This is a genomic window from Phenylobacterium sp., assembly GCF_044358365.1.
Classification (GTDB): domain Bacteria; phylum Pseudomonadota; class Alphaproteobacteria; order Caulobacterales; family Caulobacteraceae; genus Phenylobacterium.
In genome coordinates this window covers 1-18512 of record NZ_JBIKNZ010000066.1, presented here as the reverse complement: position 1 = coordinate 18512, position 18512 = coordinate 1, and the positions used below count along the sequence as shown (strand labels likewise).

Sequence of the window (18512 nt, the reverse complement as noted above, 5' to 3'; positions counted from 1 at the left end):
GCCGCGACGGCGTAGCCAGTTTCAAGGCGCTGGGATTGATGTGAGCAGAAGAGAAGAACCTCCCCCATTCATGGGGGAGGTTGGCGAGCCAATCGCGGCCGGTATCATCATTCGGGCGGTGGCCGTTCAGGCCCGGATAGGTCATGACATCGCCCATGCCCTTCCAGACGCCCCGGAGCTCTGAATGACCCTCGCAAACAAGACCGCCCTGATCACCGGATCCACCAGCGGGATCGGCCTGGCCATCGCCCGCGCCATGGCCAGGGAAGGCGCAAATGTGGTTCTCAACGGGTTTGGCGACCCCGCCGCCATCGAGGCAGAGCGCGCCCGCATCGAGGCCGAATTCGGGGTCAAGGCCAGCTATGACGGCGCGGACATGAGCGATGGCGCAGCCATTGCCGCCATGATCGCTGCGGCCGAGGCAAGGTTTGGCGGGGTGGACATCCTGGTCAACAACGCCGGGATCCAGCACGTCGCGCCCATCGACGAGTTCCCGGTCGACAAATGGAACCAGATCCTGGCGATCAATCTGTCTTCGGCCTTCCACGCCATGCGTGCGGCGATCCCGGGGATGAAGGCGCGCCAGTGGGGTCGGATCATCTCCACCGCCTCGGCCCACAGCCTGGTCGCCTCGCCCTTCAAGTCGGCCTATGTGGCGGCGAAGCACGGTCTGGTCGGTCTCACCAAGACGGCAGCGCTCGAAGTGGCGGCCTCGAAGATCACCGTCAACTGCATCAGCCCCGGCTACGTCTGGACGCCGCTGGTGGAGAAGCAGATCCCTGACACCATGGCCGCCCGCGGCATGACCAAGGCGCAGGTGATCAACGACGTCCTGCTGGCCGCCCAACCCACCAAGCAGTTCGTGACCCCGGATCAGGTGGCGGCCATGGCCGTCTTCCTGTGCTCGGACGCCGCCAGCCAGATCACAGGCGCAAACCTGTCGATGGACGGTGGCTGGACGGCGGCCTGAGGCTCAGCTCTCAACAACGAAGCTGAGGCCCGCATGGGCCTGCAGTCGGTCCACCAGCCGACCTTGCAGCGCCGCGCCCGGGGTCCAGACGCCGCCCGCAACGTCGGGCGCCCGCACCAGGCAGATCGCCGCCTCGGCCAGCATCTTGGACGTGGAACCATATCCCGGGTCCATGTCGCCCTTTACCGATACCCGCACCTGGCGGCCGTCGGCGGCGATGCCCACGAACAGGATATCGTAGAATCCTGCCTCACGTTCGGCCTTGGTCGGGCCGTCGCCCGGCTTGGGCACGCCGCCCGGCAACGAGGCCATGTCGGTGAATCCCGGTCCGCCCGACTCTGGCGAACTCATCACCATTTCGTCGTAGACGAAGTCCTGGCCATAGGCGTGACCCATCAGCAAATTCGAGCGGTGCACGTTCTTGGAATTGATCACCGCCATCATGAACGGCGCAACAGGTCCGACGTCGGGATCTTCCCCGGCCTCCTGACCGGTGGGCTGGGCGGGGCCCTGAAAGCCCGGCGTCAGTCCGAAGGGGCTCATCATAACCGCCAGCATCGACGGATCCTTCTGGATTGCGGCCATGGTGGCCGCCCCGCTGGCCGCCGTGCCGCCCGACAGGCCGCCCTGCATGCCCCGCACCCGCCCCTTCACGCGTGGAACAACCCCACCCAGCTTCGACTTCGCCGTTTCCTGGCAGAAGTAGACGCCCAGTTCGAACGGCACCGAGTCAAAGCCCACCGAGTGCAGGATCCGCGCGCCGGACGCCTTGGCCGCTGCGTCATGGGCGTCGATCATCTGACGCATCCAGTTGGGCTCGCCACTCAGGTCCAGATAATCCGTGCCGGCCTTCGCACAGGCCGCCACCAGGTCCGAGCCATAGAGCTGATAGGGACCAACCGTCGTGACGATCGCCTTGGCGCGGTTAACCATTGCCGCGACCGAGTCCGCGTCCGACGCGTCGGCCACGATCAGGGGCGTATCCTTGGGCGCGCCGATCTCGTCTCGCACCTCGGCCAGTTTCGCCGCCGAGCGCCCGGCCATCGCCCATTTGACTTCGCCGCCGACGCCATATCGCGCAGCCAGATGCTCGGCGACGAGGCGGCCAGTGTATCCGGTAGCGCCATAGACGATGATGTCGAACTCTGCGGCGGGGTTCATGATCGCGGCTCCTTTTTCGGCGCCGACCTTACAAATTTACATCGTCAACGCAACGCCTGCCGTTAGTCTCGGCACATGAGCATCGATCTCGGAATCATCGAAGGTTTCTTCGGTCGTCCCTACAGCTGGAATGGGCGGGCCGACATGGTTCGGGCGCTGGCGCCGCATGGCTACGGCTTCTACCTCTACGCCCCGAAGGCGGACGGTTACTTACGCCGCCGTTGGCGCGAGCCCTATCCCGACGCCGAACTCGCAGCGCTGGGCGCCTTCGCCGGGACCTGTCGCGACGCCGGGGTTCGCTTCGGCGTGGGCCTCAGCCCATATGAGCTGTTCCTCGGTTTCGACGCGGACGCCAAGGCTGCGCTCGCCGCCAAGCTGGACCAGCTCGAATGCCTGGGCCTGGCCGATCTAGGGGTATTCTTCGACGACATGAAGGGCGACCTGCCCGGCCTGGCCGCGCGCCAGGTCGAGATCATCCACTGGATCGCCGGGCGCACGACCGCATCACGGGTCATCGCCTGCCCCAGCTACTACACCGACGACCCGGTGCTGGACCGGGCGTTCGGCCAGCGGCCTGCCAACTATCTGGAAGATCTGGGCGCCGGCCTCGATCCCGCGATCCAGCTCATGTGGACCGGCGAAGAGGTTTGCTCCCGCGAGTATTCACCTGGCCATCTGGCGCGCGTAACCGAGCAAATGCGCCGCAAACCGTTCCTCTGGGACAACTATCCCGTCAATGACGGCCCGCGGATGAGCCAGCATCTGCATCTGCGGGCCTTCACGGGCCGCCCGGCGTCGATCGCCGCCCACATCTCCGGCCACGCCATCAACACGGCCTCGCAAGCTGTACTGTCGCGCATTCCGGCCCTGACGCTGGCGGAGAGCTACGCGCGGGGCGAGGCTTACGAGTATCTGGCGGCCTTCCGCCGCGCGGCGACAGCTGTGCTCGGACCGGACCTTGCCGATGCCGTGGAACGCACATTGTTGCTGCTTGAGGATACGGGCCTGAAGGGTCTTGATGATCAGCGCAAGGCGCGCCTGCACGCTCGCTTCGCCGCCTTTGATCACCCGGCGGCCCGCGAGATCACCGCCTGGCTGGATGGGGCCTTCAACCTGGGCGCGGAAGAATTGCAGACACAGTGACCACACGCCGCGCCCTGCTCTCACGCGCGGCGCTTCTGGCCTCCGGCGCGGCCGGCGTCTGGCTGGTGCGCGATCGTCTGCCCTGGCCGCCGCTGGACGTGCGACTGGCCAACGGTCGCGACACACCCTGGATGGCTATGTCCCCGGGCGGCGGACTGATCGATCTCACCGTGGCTGTGAACGGCGTACCTATCCGCGCGATCGTCGATTCCGGCGCGCAGATGACCGCCGTCGACGGCGGGCTCGCCCATCGTCTGGGACTGCGCCGGCCTTTGACGGCGCCTATGCTGGCTTTTGGCGTGAGCGGAAAACCGGACCTGACCCACTCGGTCACCCTGCACCTCGCCATGCCCGGACTTTCAGTCAGTGGGCTACACGCTGCGGCACTGGATCTGGCGGGTGTTTCGGCCCTCAGCGGGCGAGACTTTCAGATGCTGATTGGCCGTGACCTCCTGCGCCATCTCGTGGTCGAGGCCGACTTTCCTGGCGCACGCGTCCGGTTCCTGAGTGCAAGCGCCTATAGTCCCCCACGAGACGCCATCGACCTCCCACTCCGACGACGCGGCGGCGCGCCCGTTGTGGCCGTGAAGATTGAGGACGCCGATCCGGTCGATGTGCTGGTCGACACAGGTTCCAGCCGCCTGCTGGCGCTGTCCGAAGGCGCCGCGCGCAAGACAGGCCTGCTTTCCCCGGGCCGCACGCAGGGCGCGGCGCACTCTGTCAATCTGGGCGGGTTCAGCCTGAACCGGATCGTCACCGCGCGCTCCGTCCGGATTGGAGTTCTGGATCTCCCGTCGGTGGACATTCAGATCTATCGCCCCGCGTTCGGCGCTGGCGGCCCGGAAGGCCTCCTGGGCACGGGGCTTTTCCGCCAGTTCCGCATGGGTCTTGATCTTGGCGGGAAGAGGCTGGTTCTGCTCAGGCCTCCGCTGCGTGTGATCCCGACGCCCGGCTAAAGCCCTTTCCGTTTCGAATTTCCGGCCTATCCTGCGCGGTAACGGATTGGAATATCCGGTTTGTCGGGAGGCTCTGAAATGACTTTACGCGCTCTGGTGCTCCTCTCTGCCTGCCTTGGTCTGGCCCTGCCCGCCGCCGCCCAGACTCAGCCCCCCGCCGCCAAGGCTTCTGCATGGAAGGCGCCGCGGAACGTCTGGGGCCACCCGGACCTCTCCGGCGTCTGGACCAACGCCACCATCACCCGTCTGGAACGCGATCCGCGCTTCGGCGACCGGCTTGTCCTGTCCGAAGCTGAAGCGCGCCAGATCGAAGGCGTGACGGCCAGGGCAATGGACGCCGCGGGCCGACCAACCGACCAGAAGACCGGGGTCGATGATCTGCCCACCTGCGGCGACGGCTCCAGCGGCCCGGCCTGCGGTTACAACGCGTTCTGGGTGGCGCCGGGAACCAAGGTGATCCGCATCGGCGGCGAGGCCCGCTCGTCCATCCTGGTTGAACCAAAGAACGGCCGCTTGCCCCTGAGCGCCGCCGCCCTCGCCCGCCAGCGCGCGGCGTTCGGCAATGGCCGTCTGGGCAACTTCGATGGGCCGGAACGGCGGCCCCTGGGCGAGCGTTGCCTGGTGGGTTTTGGCTCGACGTCAGGCCCGCCGATGTTGCCAGTGCTCTACAACAACCACTACCAGATCGCCCAGACCGGCGATGAGGTGATGATCCAGATCGAAATGGTCCATGACACACGGATCATCCGCCTGAACAGCACGCACAAACCGGCGTCTGTCCGGCAGTGGATGGGCGACAGCATCGGGCGCTGGGAAGGTGACACCCTGGTGGTCGAGACCGCCAACTTCCGGCGTGACCAGACTTTCCGCGGCGCCACCGAGAACATGCGGGTGATCGAACGCTTCACCCGTATTTCCCCGCAGCAGATCAAATACACGTTCGAGGTCATCGATCCCGCGACCTTCACCGAGCCGGTCAAGGGCGAGCAGGCGTTCAATGCGTCAAGCGAGATGGTCTATGAGTACGCCTGCCACGAGGGCAACTATGCGCTGCACGGCATCCTCGCCGGCGCCCGCGAGGAGGAACGCCAGGGCCGTGAGATGGAGGGCAATCGGGGTGCGGTGAAGGAGGAAGGCGCGGAGTAGCGGGCTCAGGCGCGCTGATCCACCACATCGGCCACCATCAGCTTGTTCTTCCGCCACCCGCCCCAGCGGTAGTAGGCCAGCGCCAGACTGGCGGAGCCGATGGTTCCCAGCGGAAAGCTCCACCAGATCGCGGCGGCTCCGATAAGGGGCAACAGCATCAGCGCAAACGGCACCCGCATGACCCACATGGTGGTGGCGTAGATCAGTGTCGGCGCAAGCATTGCCGAATTGGCGCGCACCATCGCCGAAAGGCCGTTGGTGATCGCCAGGAAGATCCAGCCCCAGAGGACGATCTCGTTGATGTTCCGCGCGATCTTCAGTTCTTCGCCACCCTCGGGCAGGAACAGCTTCAGGGGAAGGTCGCCGGACGCATAGACCAACGCGGCGGCCAGCAAAGTGAAGCCGACGGACACGAGGCACCCCTGAAAGGCAATCCGGCCAACACGGTCCCAACGGCCCGCGCCAATACAGATCGCCGCCATCGCCGACATGGACTGGGCGATCGCGCCCGAGGGCATCTGAACATAGCCCCACAGCTGGGCGGCGGCGGCATAGGCGGCGGCCGTCGCGGCGCCCTGGGCATTCACCAGGCTGAGCAGGACGAAGTACGCGCCCTGAACGATGATGTTCTCGGCCGCCATGGGCGCACCCTTGGTGACCAGCATCCAGATCAGCGCGCCATCCGGCTTGAGGTTGTGCAGGTCTTCCTGCCTGAGCGCCAATGGATGGCGCCGGACATAGAGGTAGCCGACCAGGGCCAGGAGGGCGACGCCATAGGCCAGGATGCCGCCCACCGCGACGCCTGCAATCCCCATCTTAGGCAGGCCCGCCGCGCCGACCAGCAGGGCCGGCGACAGGATCAGCCCCAGTACGATGGCGATCAGCGAGAACCGGAACGGCGTCCGCGCGTCGCCCACCCCGCGCAGCATCATCATGAGGAACGAGAAGATGAACACCGGCGGCATCGAGAGGCAGGTGTAGCGCAGGTAGTCGATGGCCATCGCCCGGGCCGATAGCGGCAGGTGGATCAGGTCCAGCAGGGCTGGCGCGAAAACATAGCCAAGGGCCGCCGACAGGAACGAGGCGATCAGCGCAAAGGTTATGGCGTTGCCGGTAAGCTTCTTGACCACGCTGCGGTCGCCGTGGCCCAGCGCCTGGCCGATGGCAATCCCCGCCGCCGAGCCTACGCCCATGACGCTGCCGGTCAGCATCCACATGAAGAGATTGGCGTTCACCACGGCGGTCAGCGCATCCGGCCCCAGCACATGGCTGACCCACACCGCCCCCCAGCTTCCCGAAAGCGACATCAGGGTGTTGGTGGCCAGCAAGGGCATGCCAAACCGGATCAGCGTGGGCGCGACCGGCCCGTCCAGGAACCGGCGCTCGTCCACCTGGGATCGCGCCGGCGCCGGGGTCGTCTCGATCGCTGAGTCTTCAAGGGCCATGGGTGAAACTGGGAATCCGACTCAGCGACGACGCCTCACCATAGCGACCCTGACACGCCCGCGCTCTAACTCTGGGACATTACAGTTTCATGGTCCTCAATCGCAGCGCGTTGCCGATCACACTGACCGACGAAAGGGCCATAGCTGCCGCCGACACCTGGGGCGATAGCAGGAGGCCAAAGGCCGGATAGAGCAGGCCAGCGGCCAGCGGCACGCCGGCGATGTTGTAGATGAAGGCGAAGACCAGGTTCTGGCGGATATTGCGCATCACCGCCTTTGACAGCCGCCGCGCCTTCACCAGCCCCAGCAGGTCGCCGGACAGCAGCGTCACGCCTGCACTTTCCTTGGCCACGTCGGCGCCCGCGCCCATGGCGATCCCGACGTCGGCCGCGGCCAGCGCCGGGGCGTCGTTCACCCCGTCGCCAGCCATCGCGACGGCGCGACCTTCTCCGCGCAACCGTTCAACGACGGCGGCCTTGCCCTGGGGCAGCACCCCGGCCTCGACATCCTCGATCCCCAGGCGCCTGGCCACCGCCATCGCCGTGGTCCGGTTGTCGCCGGTCATCATCACCAGCCGCACACCATCAGCCCTCAACAGGCGAACGGCCTCCGCCGAAGTGGCCTTGATCGGGTCGGCGATGGCGAAGACCCCGGCGGCCACGCCGTCAACGCCCGCGAAGATCGCGGTAGCACCGTCGAGGCGCAGCGACTCGGCTTCGGCGTCGAGCGCGGCGACATTGATCCCCTGCTCGGCCAGGAAAGGGCCGGACCCCAGCGCCACGCGCCGTCCGTCGATCTCGCCCATCACACCCTTGCCCACAGGCGAGTCGAAGGCGGCAGGTTCCGCGAGCGTCAGGCCGCGCTCACCGGCTGCCCGCAAGATGGCGGTGGCCAAGGGATGCTCACTGCCACGCTCAAGGCTGGCCGCCAGCCGCAGCAGTCCAGCCTCGTCAAACCCCCTCGCGGGTCGAATGGCTGTCACCGCCGGTCGGCCCTCGGTCAGGGTGCCGGTCTTGTCGACGATCAGGGTGTCAATTCTCTCCAGCCGCTCCAGGGCGGCAGCGTCACGGATCAGCACCCCCGCCTGGGCGCCTCGCCCGACGCCCACCATGATCGAAATCGGCGTCGCAAGGCCCAGCGCACAGGGGCAAGCGATAATCAACACCGAGACCGCCGCGACAAGACCATAGGCCAGACGCGGCTCCGGCCCTACCAGCCCCCAGACCGCGAACGCCGCCACTGCGGCAGCCAGGACCGCCGGGACAAACCAGCCGGAAACCTTGTCAGCCATTCGCTGGATCGGGGCGCGGCTGCGCTGGGCCTCGGCCACCATCTGCACGATCCGCGACAACAGGGTCTCCGCGCCGACCTTGTCCGCGCGCATGACAAACGAGCCTGTCCCGTTCAGCGACCCACCAACTACGGTGTCGCCCTCGGCCTTTGTCACCGGCATGGATTCGCCCGTCAGCATGGATTCATCGATCGCTACGCGACCTTCCAGCAGCACGCCGTCGGTAGGCGCCTGTTCCCCCGGACGCACCCGCAGGCGGTCGCCGACCTGAACCTGATCCAGGCTCACCTCTTCGTCGGTTCCGTCAGCCTTCACCCGCTGCGCGGTCTTCGGCGTCAGATCCATCAGCGCCCGGATCGCACCCGATGTCTGGGCCCTGGCGCGCAACTCCAGCACCTGGCCCAGTAGCACCAGTACGGTGATCACAGCCGCGGCCTCGAAATAAACCGCGACCGTCCCGCCCTGGCCGCGGAACGCTGCCGGGAATATCCCCGGCGCCAACAGCGCCACCACGCTGTAGGTCCACGCCACGCCGACGCCCAGGGCGATCAGGGTGAACATGTTGAGGTTTCGGGTCTTCAGCGACGCCCAGCCGCGTACAAAAAATGGCGAGCCCGCCCAGAGCACCACCGGCGTGGCCAGGGCAGCCTGAAACCAACCCGATGCGACCGGCGCCACGAACCGGTGAAGGTTGAAGGCGTGACTGCCCATCTCCAGAATAAAGACGGGGACAGTCAGGGCGAGGGCGATCCAGAACCGCCGGCTCATGTCGATCAACTCGGGATCGGGGCCGGCATCGGCGGTGAAAACCTCAGGCTCGAGCGCCATGCCGCAGATCGGGCAGCTTCCGGAGCCTTCCTGGCGGACCTCCGGATGCATCGGGCAGGTATAGATAGTCCCGGCCGGGACCGGTGTGGGCGGTTCACTCACCGTGCCGAGATAACGGGCGGGATCGCCGACAAACCTGGTCCGACAGCCACCGGAGCAGAAGTGAAAAACCTTCCCTGCGTGTTCGGCATGGTGCGGTGACCTTGCGGGATCAACGGTCATCCCGCAGACCGGATCAATCACGCTATGCGTCACAACTTGCGCTTTGGCCGCAGGCGCTTGGGCAGGTTTCACGACAGGCACTCCGTTGGTCTCCGGACCCTTGAAATATACCCCCAGTGGGCATAACTCAGATACCGGTTTGGGGTATGTGAACGCCGCTGTGGAGACTTGGATGCAACGCGAGGGAAAACCCCGCCTGCTGAACCGCCTGAGCCGGATCGAGGGTCAGGTTAGGGGCATTGCCCGGATGGTCGAGGACGACCGCTATTGCATCGACGTGCTGACGCAGATCAGAGCCGTGCGCGCCGCATTGGCGAAGGTCGAAACCGAGATCTTGCGCGACCACCTGGGTCACTGCATCGAGGGCGCCATCGTCTCAGGCGACAAGACCGAGCAACGGAAAAAGGCCGAGGAATTGATTCAACTCATGGAACGCACGGCGCGCTGAGCCATGATCGACGAGCCCGATCACAACCGCGTTGATGGCCTTGAAGAGCTTGGCTCTGGTGATCAGCGTCAGCCTGATCAGTCCGGATCGCACGCACTAACCCCTGCGCCGCGCGACCGCCAGGCTCTTCAGATCACGACCCAGGCGGATCCAGAGCAGGATCAGGCCGGTGATCACCACGGGCAGGGTCAAGGCGGCCGCAGCAATGATCAGCGGGTTGTTGAAGTTGTCGCCTGTCTTGAAATCGAGGATGTGGATCCGCCAGAAGAAATCGTAGAAGCGCCAGACGTCGGACCGTCGGCTCACCACCTCGCCGGTCTCGGGCGACAGGTAGAAACTGGTCTTCTCGGCATCATCAAAGTCCACACGCCAGAGCGGTCCGGGCTTGCCCGCCTCCTGCGGCGCCACGGCGAACCACTGCGGCTCAGCCGGCTGTCCGCGGCCCTGATACTGAACGCCGGCCAGCAGCCGCGCCTCCGATTTTGCAAGCGGCGCCACGTGCCGGCCGGTTATCGCGTCAACCACATGGACCGCGCCGCCGGCATCCTTCAGTCGCCATTGCGGGCCGCGCAGGGTGGACCTAACCGTCGCCTCGACCGGTTCGACACCCAGGCCTCTTGCAGCCGCCTCATAGCTCACGAGCCCGGACATCGGCAGGGCCGCCGGCTGAAACTGCGCGACATGGTGTTCGCCGCGCACCCGCTCGATGGGGATGGCGGTCATCACCAGTCCGCCGACCACCCAGCCCAGGACCTGAAGGCCGACAACCAAAGCCAGCCATTTGTGGATTTGCGTGGACAAGCGCCCCATATCCAAACTCCCGAACCGCCATCATCGGCACTGGCATCCCCTCCGATTGTCTTGAACCCTTAGGTCCGCAGTGTCCCTGTCAAAATCCATCCTGTTGGGCCGCCGCAACCTGCTGCAGGGGTTTGCGTCCCTCGGCGGGGGCGCGCTCGTGACATCGCTTCTACCGGCGTGGGCCCGCAGCCAGACACCCGGCCTCAAGGCCCCCCAGGCCCTGACCGGCGAGGACATCGCCCTCAGCATCGGCCACGCCCACCTGAAAATCGGCGGCCGCGCAACCCATGCCATTGGCGTCAACGGCACAGTCCCCGGCCCGCTGATCCGCCTCAAGGAAGGCCAGGACGTTCGCATCGCGGTGACGAACACCCTGACCGACGAGGATACCTCGATCCACTGGCACGGCCTGTTGCTGCCCTTCCAGATGGACGGCGTTCCGGGGGTGAGTTTCCCGGGGATCAAACCGGGCGAAACGTTCGTCTACGAATTCCCGATCCGCCAGGCGGGGACCTACTGGTATCACAGCCATTCCGGCCTCCAGGAATTGCTGGGCCACTACGCACCACTAGTGATCGACCCGGCCGGCGCCGAGCCCGCCCCCTATGATCGGGAGCATGTGGTGGTGCTCTCCGACTACAGTTTCCTGCACCCCCACGTGATGATGAAGAAGCTGAAGCAGCGGGCCGGCTACTTCAACCGCCAGAAGCAGACGATCGCCGGATTGGCCTCGGGCAAGGACCAGACCCTCGCCGAACGCGCCGAGTGGGGCGCCATGCGCATGGATCCCACCGATATTCTGGACGTCACCGGCGCGACCTACAGTTATCTGATCAACGGCCACGGCCTGGCCGAGAACTGGACCGGCCTGTTCCGGCTCGGAGAGCGCGTGCGCCTGCGGATCATCAACGCCGGGGCGATGACCATCTTCAACCTGCGGATCCCGGGTCTGCGTATGACGGTGGTCCAGGCGGATGGACTGGATGTGAAGCCGGTCAGCGTCGACGAACTGCAGATCGCCAACGCAGAGACCTACGACGTCATCGTTGAGCCCACCGAGGACCGGGCGTATGCGCTGGTGGCCGAGGCCGCTGATCGTTCCGGGCTGGTCCGGGCAACCCTGGCCCCTCGCCCGGGCATGGTCGCGCAGGCCCCGCGCCTGCGTGAACGTCCCCTGCTCAAGATGCGCGACATGGGCATGGACATGGCCGGGATGCACGGGCCCGGCGGGCATAGCGACATGGACATGTCGATGCTGAACCCGACGAACGCGCCACAGGTGAAAATGGGCCCTGGCGTGCAGATGATCTCGCCGATGCCGGTGGACCGCACCGCCGACCGCCCCACGGGCCTGGAAAGCGTTGAGGGTAAGGTTCTGACCTACGCCGACCTGATCGCACTCACGCCAAACCCCGATACGCGTCCGCCCTCGCGTAGTCTGGAACTTCACCTGACCGGCAACATGGAACGCTTCATGTGGGCCTTCGACGGGGAGAAATTCAGCGAGGTGACAAAGCCGATACCCTTCCGCCGCGATGAACGGGTGCGGGTCACGCTGGTCAACGACAGCATGATGAACCACCCCATCCACCTGCACGGCCACTTCTTCGAGGTCGTCAACGGCCACCCGGGCCAGCACCCCCGCAAGCACACCGTCAATGTGATGCCGGGCGGAAAGGTCGCCTTCGATATGACCGCCGACGCGCCGGGAGACTGGGCGTTCCACTGTCACATGCTGCTGCACATGCACGCGGGCATGTTCAAGGTCATTACCGTCAGGCCTCTTGAGGGCGAGGCATGATGGTTCGCATGGTCATCGCCCTCCTTCTCGCGACCAGCGTCAGCCCGGCGCTGGCACAGGCGCCGGATCCGCACGCGGGACACACCATGCCGGCTCCGGCAAAGCCGGCAGCGCCTGACCCGCATGCCGGACACACAATGTCGGCTCCGGCAAAGCCGGCAGCGCCTGACCCGCATGCCGGACACACAATGTCGGCGCCTGTCCAGGCTGCCGATCCTCACGCGGGTCACAGGATGCCCGCACCGGCGGCGGATCCACATGCCGGACACATCATGTCCGGTCCGCCAGCCGCCGGCGACGCGCCGCCTCCGGTTCCATCCGACCACGCCGCAGAGCGCTTCTATACCCCCGGCGCCATGGCCCGGGCGCGCGAGGTCCTGCGCCGTGAGCATGGCGCGATGACCTGGACGACGGTGATGCTGGACCGCGCCGAGTTTCGTCCCTCAGACGGCGGTGACGGCTTTGCCTGGGAGGGTCGGGTTTCGTACGGCGGCGACATCCACCGACTGGTCACAAAGACCGAAGGCGACGGCGCGTCGGGGCATATCGAAGAGGCGGAAGTTCAGGCGCTCTACAGCCGCGCCATTGGACCCTACTTTAACCTGCAGGCCGGCCTTCGGCAGGATTTCCAGCCCCGACCGCGCCGGACCCATGCCGTGCTCGGGCTGGAGGGTCTTGCACCCTACTGGATCGATGTCGACGGGGCTGTTTTCCTGTCGAACAAGGGCGAGGTCTCGGTCCGGTTCGAGGCTTCTCACGACCTGCGGCTGACCCAGCGGCTGGTGCTGGAATCCGCCGTGGAGGTCAATTTCCAGGCTCAGGATGTGGCGGCCCAGGACCTTGGCTCCGGACTATCGGATATCGAGGCCGGTCTTCGGCTGCGTTACGCCGTAACCCCGGAGTTCTCGCCCTACATCGGGGTCAATCACACGCGCACTGTCGGCGGAACCGCCGATGCCGCCCTTCAGGCAGGCGAGCGCGTTCGCGAAACCCGCCTTGTGCTCGGTCTGCGCGCCTGGTTCTAGCGACGAGGCGCCAGCTTCAGCGCCAGAGCCGCCCCGACGGCGACGCCGACTGTCAGGCCGATGGCGCCCATTGTCAGAGCCTCGGCAGCCATTGCCGCGCGCGCGCGTTTGCGGGCTGCACGCGCCAGCGACACCAGCTTCGCAGGGCCACCCGTGTCTTCCTGATAGCCTTCGTAAACATCATAGTAGCCGGGTTTTCCAGCCATCTTGTTTGCTCTGTTGATCGTTTCCATCAAAACCCCGGCACGGACGCACGCCCGCAAAATCATTTAGCCAAACTGAACGCGCCAGATGGCGGATCGATGGCGGTTTCAGCCTGACACACAAGATATTAAAACGCGGTCGACGACCTTATAGGAGCGATATGACATATCATCGACCAGTCCTCATCGCACTCATGTGGGCGTTGTTTGCAGAAACAGCGCTGGCTCAGCCGGCGCCGGCCATATCCGCCCAGCGGTTGTCCGACATCACCCGCGAATTGGCGTCCGAACCCTATGCCGGGCGTGCTCCCGGTGGCCCGGGCGAGCAGAAGACCATCGACTTCATCGTGGGTCAGTTCAAGGCGCTCGGCCTGAAGCCCGCCGGCGACAACGGCGGCTGGACGCAGTCCGTCCCGCTCAGGCGTTATCAGACAACGCCTGGCGGCGACTACGCGATCTCGGTCCGCGGCCAGATCACGCCGCTCAGGGAACAGACCGACCTTCGGATCGAAACGCAGCAACCGGTCGATCAGGTGGTCATCAAGGCCGCGCCATTGGTCTTCGTGGGCTATGGCGTCAGCGCGCCTGAGCGCAACTGGGACGACTTCAAGGGCGTCGATGTCCGCGGCAAGATGTTGCTGGTCCTGATCAACGACCCCGATTTCGAGGCTGCCGCAGACGAGCCCGTCGCCGGCAAGTTCGGCGGCCGCGCCGCCACCTTCTATGGCCGCTGGGTCTACAAGTACGAGGAGGCGGTGCGGCGCGGCGCGTTGGGGATGCTGATCATCCACGAGACGGCTGGCGCCGCCTACGGCTGGAGCACCGTCATCGCGGGTAACAACGAGACCTACGACGTCGTCAGAACCAATCCCGCTGCCGAGAAATTGAAACTCCAGGGCTGGATCCAGCGGGACCAGGCCGTCGAACTGTTCCGCAAGGCCGGGCTGGACTTCGAGGCCGAGAAGGTGCGCGCCCGCTCGGCTGCGTTCAAACCTGTAGAGCTCAAGGACGCCAGCTTTTCAGCAGACTACGGCAATGAGTTCACCATGCTGGAGAGCCGCAACGTCGTGGCCGCCCTGCCCGGCGCCCGGCGACCTGATGAAACCATCCTCTATGCCGCTCACTGGGACGGGTTTGGCGTGGGCGCGCCTGATGCGAACGGCGCCGTGATCCGTCCCGGCGCTGTCGACGACGCGGTGGGCGTGGCCGGGGTGATCGAAACGGCCCGGGCCTTTGCCGCCGGCCCCCGCCCCGACCGCACCATCCTGTTCGCCGCCTGGACCGCCGAGGAACGCGGCCTGCTGGGCAGCGAGTTCTATGCGCAGCGCAACGAGGCGGCCCTTACGAAAATGGTAGCCAACTACACCTTCGATGTCCTGCAAACGTCCGGACCGTCCCGCGATCTGGTGCTGGTGGGCGCCGGGCAGAACGAACTTGAACCCGAGGTCGCCGTCATCGCCGCGCGCTATGGCCGCACCATCACGCCAGACCCGAAGCCCGAACGCGCCCTGTTCTATCGGGCCGACCATTTCTCCCTGGCCAAGCGTGGGGTGCCGGTCATGCTGTTCATGGGGATGGGCGGCGGCGCGGATCTGATCAACGGCGGTCGTGAGGCCGGCGACCGCTGGGTCGAGGACTACACCGCCCGGTGCTACCACCAGACCTGCGACCGCTGGGAGCCCACCCAGAACTATCAGGGCGCCGCCGACGACGTGAACCTCGCCTTCGAGGCCGGCCGCGCCCTGGCCAACTCGGCCCGCTGGCCCGACTGGAACGCCAGCTCGGAGTTCAAGCCGATCCGCGCGAAATCGGCGGCGGCGCGGCGCTAGAGAAAAGAGGTCCTCCTGGCGGCGGAGCGGCCAACTTTCGTATTTCCGCATCTTGCACGCTTGGCATTCCGCCGCGTCACAAGCCCATCGTTCCGCCGCAACGGCTGGCGGAGGATTGCGCATGGCGAAAATGGCTGAAGGCTTCAAGACCAGGCTCGCGCCCGAGGACGAGTATCCGCACGATCCGGGAGAAGCCAAAAACTACAACGAAAGCATGTACTTCAACGTCTTTGACCCGGCGAAGAACACCGGCGGCTGGTTCCGTATCGGCAATCGGCCCAATGAGAACTATGCCGAGATCAGCGTCTGCCTCTACCTGCCCGATGGCCGGGTGGCGTTCACGTTCGGGCGGCCGGCCATCGAGGGCAACCGCGAAATGGCTGCGGGTGGCCTGAGGATCGAGGTGGTCGAACCCTTCAAACGCCTGAAGGTGAGCTTCTCGGGCAAGGCGCTTCTGCTGGCGCGGCCGCATGAAATGGCGGACCCGAAGAAGGCCTATCGCGAAAATCCCAGCGTGCCGTGCACGGTCGAGCTGGACTACGAAGGCGTATCGCCGATGTACGGCGGAGAAACGGTCAAGGCCGACGGGTCGTCCCTGGACATCGACCCGGAAAAGTCCTTCGCCAAGGCTCACTACGAACAGCACTGCGCGGCGAAAGGCGTCGTGACCGTGGGCGACGAGCGGTTCGAGATCTCCGGATTTGGGTTGCGGGACAAGTCCTGGGGACCACGGCACTGGCAGGCGATCGACTGGTATCGCTGGTGTCCGATGAATTTCGGCCGGGACTTCGGGATGATGCTGTCGGTGATCGGCGACGGCAAGGGCGGGGCCAGGCAAGGCGGCATGGTGTTCCGTGACGGGATCTACGACCTGATCGAGGAATGCGTGATCGACACCGATTGGGACGCCAACGGCTATCAGACCGCGCTCAGGGCCAGGGTGAAGACCGTGGCCGGCAAGAGCTATGAGGTGACCGGCAAGGTCGTTTCCCTGATCCCGCTCCGTAACCGGCGCAAGACGCCGGACGGCCAGGAACTGCAGACCCGGATCACCGAGGGCATGACCGAGTACCGTTGCGGCGACCTGGTAGGCTACGGCCTCAGCGAATACCTCGATCAGATCGTGGATGGCGCGCCCAGCGGCCGGACAGCCGGGTACTAGGATGAACGAAAGCTCCGTGAACGACCCCGGATTCGACCCGGACGCGCTGCGCGAAAAGTACCGGCAGGAGCGGGAGAAGCGGCTCCGGTCCGATGGCGAGGCGCAGTATGTGGAACTGTCCGGCCGCTTTGCGCGGTACGCGGAGGACGATCCCTACGCCGACCCCGGCTTCACCCGCGCGCCCCTGACCGACGAGGTCGAGGTGGCGATCATCGGGGGCGGGTTCTCGGGCCTTCTGGCCGCGGCGCGGCTGCGGGAACAGGGCATCGACGACTTCCGCATTATCGAGGCTGGCGCAGACTTCGGCGGCACCTGGTACTGGAACCGATATCCGGGCGCTCAGTGCGACATCGAGAGCTACTGCTACCTGCCGCTGCTGGAAGAGCTGGGCTACATCCCGAAAGAGAAGTACGCCTACGTCGGCGAGATCTTCGAACACTCCCAGCGGATCGGGCAAGCCTACGGCCTCTACGACGTCGCCTGCTTTCAGACCCGCGTGAGCGCGCTCGCCTGGGATGAGGGTCTCAAGCGCTGGCGTATCCGCACCAATCGCGGCGACGACATGAAGGCGCGTTTCGTCATCATGGCGCTGGGGACGGCAAGCCGGGCCAAGCTGCCGGGCATCCCCGGGCTCGAGGACTTCAAGGGTCATAGCTTCCACACCAGCCGCTGGGACTATGACTACACAGGCGGCGACACCACCGGCGGGCTGACGAAACTGGCCAACAAGCGCGTTGCCGTGATCGGCACCGGCGCCACGGCGATCCAGTGCGTGCCCTTTGTCGGCCGACACGCCCGGCAACTCTACGTCTTCCAGCGCACCCCCTCCTCAGTGGACCTTCGGGGCAACAAGCCGACCGACGAAGCCTGGTCCAGGTCCCTTGAGCCGGGTTGGCAGGCGGCGCGGCGACGCAACTTCGCCGACATCGTCGAGGGCAAGCCGTTCACGGAAGACCTGGTCAACGACGGATGGACCGACATTTTCCGCAGCCTTGCCGCCGGCATTCGGGCCGCAGTCGCGCGGGGCGAAAAGCTGTCTCCCCAGGAGGCCGCGCGACAGGCCGAGCTGGGCGATTTCATGAAGATGAACCGGATTCGCGCCCGGGTGGACGAGACGGTGACCGATCCGGCCGCCGCAGAGGCCCTGAAGCCCTGGTATCGCCAGTTCTGCAAGCGCCCGACCTTCAACGACGAGTTCCTACCCACCTTCAACCGGCCGAACGTAAGCCTTGTGGATGTGAGCGCTGCCAAGGGCGTCGAGCGCATCACCCGGACCGGGGTGGTGGCCAATGGCGTCGAGTATCCCGTCGATTGCATTATCTACGCATCGGGCTTCGAGATCTCCACCGCGTTCAGGCGGCGGATCGGGTTCGAGATCAACGGGCGGGACGGGCTGTCGCTCTACGACTACTACAAGGACGGCTTCCGCACGCTGCACGGCCACTCCAGCCGCAACTTCCCCAACTGGTTCTACATCGGCGTCGGGCAGAACGGACTGAGCGTAAACATGACCGCCATGTTCGACGATCAGGCCAGGCACATCGCCTACATCATCGCCGAGGCGCGGAAACGCCGGGCCGTCACGGTTGAGCCGACCGCCGAGGCCGAGGAAGCCTGGGTTGAGACCATCCGCTCGGTCGCAGTCCTCAACCGCAACTTCCAGAACGCCTGCACGCCCGGCTACTACAACAACGAGGGCGGCGAGCGCTCGGGAGGCCTGAACGGCCAGACGTACACGCCGGGTATCAACAAGTTCAACGCCTTGCTCGCAGAATGGCGCGCGAAAGGGGATCTGGCGGGGCTGGAGTTGCAAGGACCCTAGGATCTGCCCTCAATTTGCAGTCAACAATTTCAACAACATCCGCTCATCCCGGCGGATGCCGGGAACCAGATCTCAAGGCTGGGAGGCTGACTGGAATCGCTGCGCGAACATGGAACCCGCCCCGGCGCCATTCCATCTGGGTCCCCTGAGTTCTCAAACGAAGTGCAACACTCTGGCGAGGGAGTGTTGCCATGGGATGCCGCTACCAGCAGCTCGATCTGGAAGAGAGATGTACGATTGCCCGCCTTCGCGAAGGCGG

General features: G+C 65.7%; 15 protein-coding genes. 10 read left to right on the top strand and 5 right to left on the bottom strand.

Translation table 11 applies throughout. The annotated features are described in order from the left end of the window. Positions 1–184 precede the first annotated feature (184 nt). Entirely contained in the window at positions 185–970 is a 786-nt protein-coding gene (locus ACIQ3B_RS14865) for a 3-hydroxybutyrate dehydrogenase (RefSeq protein WP_397403903.1), read from the top strand. Between the two features lie 3 nt (positions 971–973). Here ACIQ3B_RS14865 and ACIQ3B_RS14860 read toward each other — a convergent pair whose 3' ends face one another. Then, a complete protein-coding gene (locus ACIQ3B_RS14860) occupies positions 974–2131 on the bottom strand; it encodes a saccharopine dehydrogenase family protein (RefSeq protein ID WP_397403901.1) in 1158 nt (385 codons plus the stop codon). 75 nt (positions 2132–2206) lie between these two features. On the opposite strand from ACIQ3B_RS14860, the gene ACIQ3B_RS14855 reads away from it, so the two are divergent. The 3 genes from ACIQ3B_RS14855 to ACIQ3B_RS14845 all read left to right on the top strand — a co-directional run bounded on the left by ACIQ3B_RS14855 (position 2207) and on the right by ACIQ3B_RS14845 (position 5376). Then, positions 2207–3274 (top strand): beta-N-acetylglucosaminidase domain-containing protein, encoded by a 1068-nt coding sequence (locus ACIQ3B_RS14855; RefSeq protein ID WP_397403899.1) that lies wholly within the window; start codon positions 2207–2209, stop codon positions 3272–3274. Next, positions 3271–4230 (top strand): aspartyl protease family protein, encoded by a 960-nt coding sequence (locus ACIQ3B_RS14850; protein WP_397403898.1) that lies wholly within the window; start codon positions 3271–3273, stop codon positions 4228–4230. The genes ACIQ3B_RS14855 and ACIQ3B_RS14850 overlap by 4 nt, the downstream gene beginning before the upstream one ends. A gap of 78 nt (positions 4231–4308) precedes the next feature. Further along, positions 4309–5376, top strand: a complete 1068-nt coding sequence (locus ACIQ3B_RS14845; protein ID WP_397403896.1) for a hypothetical protein — start codon at positions 4309–4311, stop codon at positions 5374–5376. Positions 5377–5381: 5 nt separating this feature from the next. On the opposite strand, the gene ACIQ3B_RS14840 is transcribed toward ACIQ3B_RS14845, so the two are convergent. Both ACIQ3B_RS14840 and ACIQ3B_RS14835 read right to left on the bottom strand, forming a co-directional pair. Then, a complete protein-coding gene (locus ACIQ3B_RS14840; protein ID WP_397403894.1) occupies positions 5382–6821 on the bottom strand; it encodes an MATE family efflux transporter in 1440 nt (479 codons plus the stop codon). Between the two features lie 79 nt (positions 6822–6900). Further along, complete coding sequence (locus ACIQ3B_RS14835; RefSeq protein WP_397403892.1) at positions 6901–9234, bottom strand: heavy metal translocating P-type ATPase; 2334 nt, start codon at positions 9232–9234, stop codon at positions 6901–6903. 100 nt (positions 9235–9334) lie between these two features. On the opposite strand from ACIQ3B_RS14835, the gene ACIQ3B_RS14830 reads away from it, so the two are divergent. Then, a complete protein-coding gene (locus ACIQ3B_RS14830) occupies positions 9335–9610 on the top strand; it encodes a metal-sensitive transcriptional regulator (protein WP_397403890.1) in 276 nt (91 codons plus the stop codon). Positions 9611–9706: 96 nt separating this feature from the next. On the opposite strand, the gene ACIQ3B_RS14825 is transcribed toward ACIQ3B_RS14830, so the two are convergent. Next, positions 9707–10420, bottom strand: coding sequence for a PepSY domain-containing protein (locus tag ACIQ3B_RS14825; protein ID WP_397403887.1), 714 nt, complete (start codon positions 10418–10420; stop codon positions 9707–9709). A 70-nt stretch (positions 10421–10490) separates the two neighbouring features. On the opposite strand from ACIQ3B_RS14825, the gene ACIQ3B_RS14820 reads away from it, so the two are divergent. Together ACIQ3B_RS14820 and ACIQ3B_RS14815 are read left to right on the top strand one after the other, a co-directional pair. Then, positions 10491–12212 carry a copper resistance system multicopper oxidase gene (locus ACIQ3B_RS14820; protein WP_397403885.1) on the top strand — a complete coding sequence of 574 codons (1722 nt, stop codon included), beginning with the start codon at positions 10491–10493 and terminating at the stop codon, positions 12210–12212. 8 nt (positions 12213–12220) lie between these two features. Beyond that, entirely contained in the window at positions 12221–13237 is a 1017-nt protein-coding gene (locus ACIQ3B_RS14815; protein ID WP_397403883.1) for a copper resistance protein B, read from the top strand. Here ACIQ3B_RS14815 and ACIQ3B_RS14810 read toward each other — a convergent pair. Next, positions 13234–13443 (bottom strand): hypothetical protein, encoded by a 210-nt coding sequence (locus ACIQ3B_RS14810; protein ID WP_397403881.1) that lies wholly within the window; start codon positions 13441–13443, stop codon positions 13234–13236. The two genes, ACIQ3B_RS14815 and ACIQ3B_RS14810, sit on opposite strands and share 4 nt — an antisense overlap. A 158-nt stretch (positions 13444–13601) precedes the next feature. Between ACIQ3B_RS14810 and ACIQ3B_RS14805 the strand changes: the two genes are divergently transcribed. From ACIQ3B_RS14805 to ACIQ3B_RS14795, 3 genes are all read left to right on the top strand, one after another. Further along, positions 13602–15269: a M20/M25/M40 family metallo-hydrolase gene (locus ACIQ3B_RS14805; protein WP_397403879.1), complete on the top strand. Its 1668-nt coding sequence runs from the start codon at positions 13602–13604 to the stop codon at positions 15267–15269. 121 nt (positions 15270–15390) lie between these two features. Continuing rightward, a complete protein-coding gene (locus tag ACIQ3B_RS14800; RefSeq protein WP_397403877.1) occupies positions 15391–16431 on the top strand; it encodes a hypothetical protein in 1041 nt (346 codons plus the stop codon). 1 nt (position 16432) lies between these two features. Beyond that, positions 16433–18253, top strand: coding sequence for a flavin-containing monooxygenase (locus tag ACIQ3B_RS14795; protein WP_397403875.1), 1821 nt, complete (start codon positions 16433–16435; stop codon positions 18251–18253). Positions 18254–18512 lie beyond the last annotated feature (259 nt).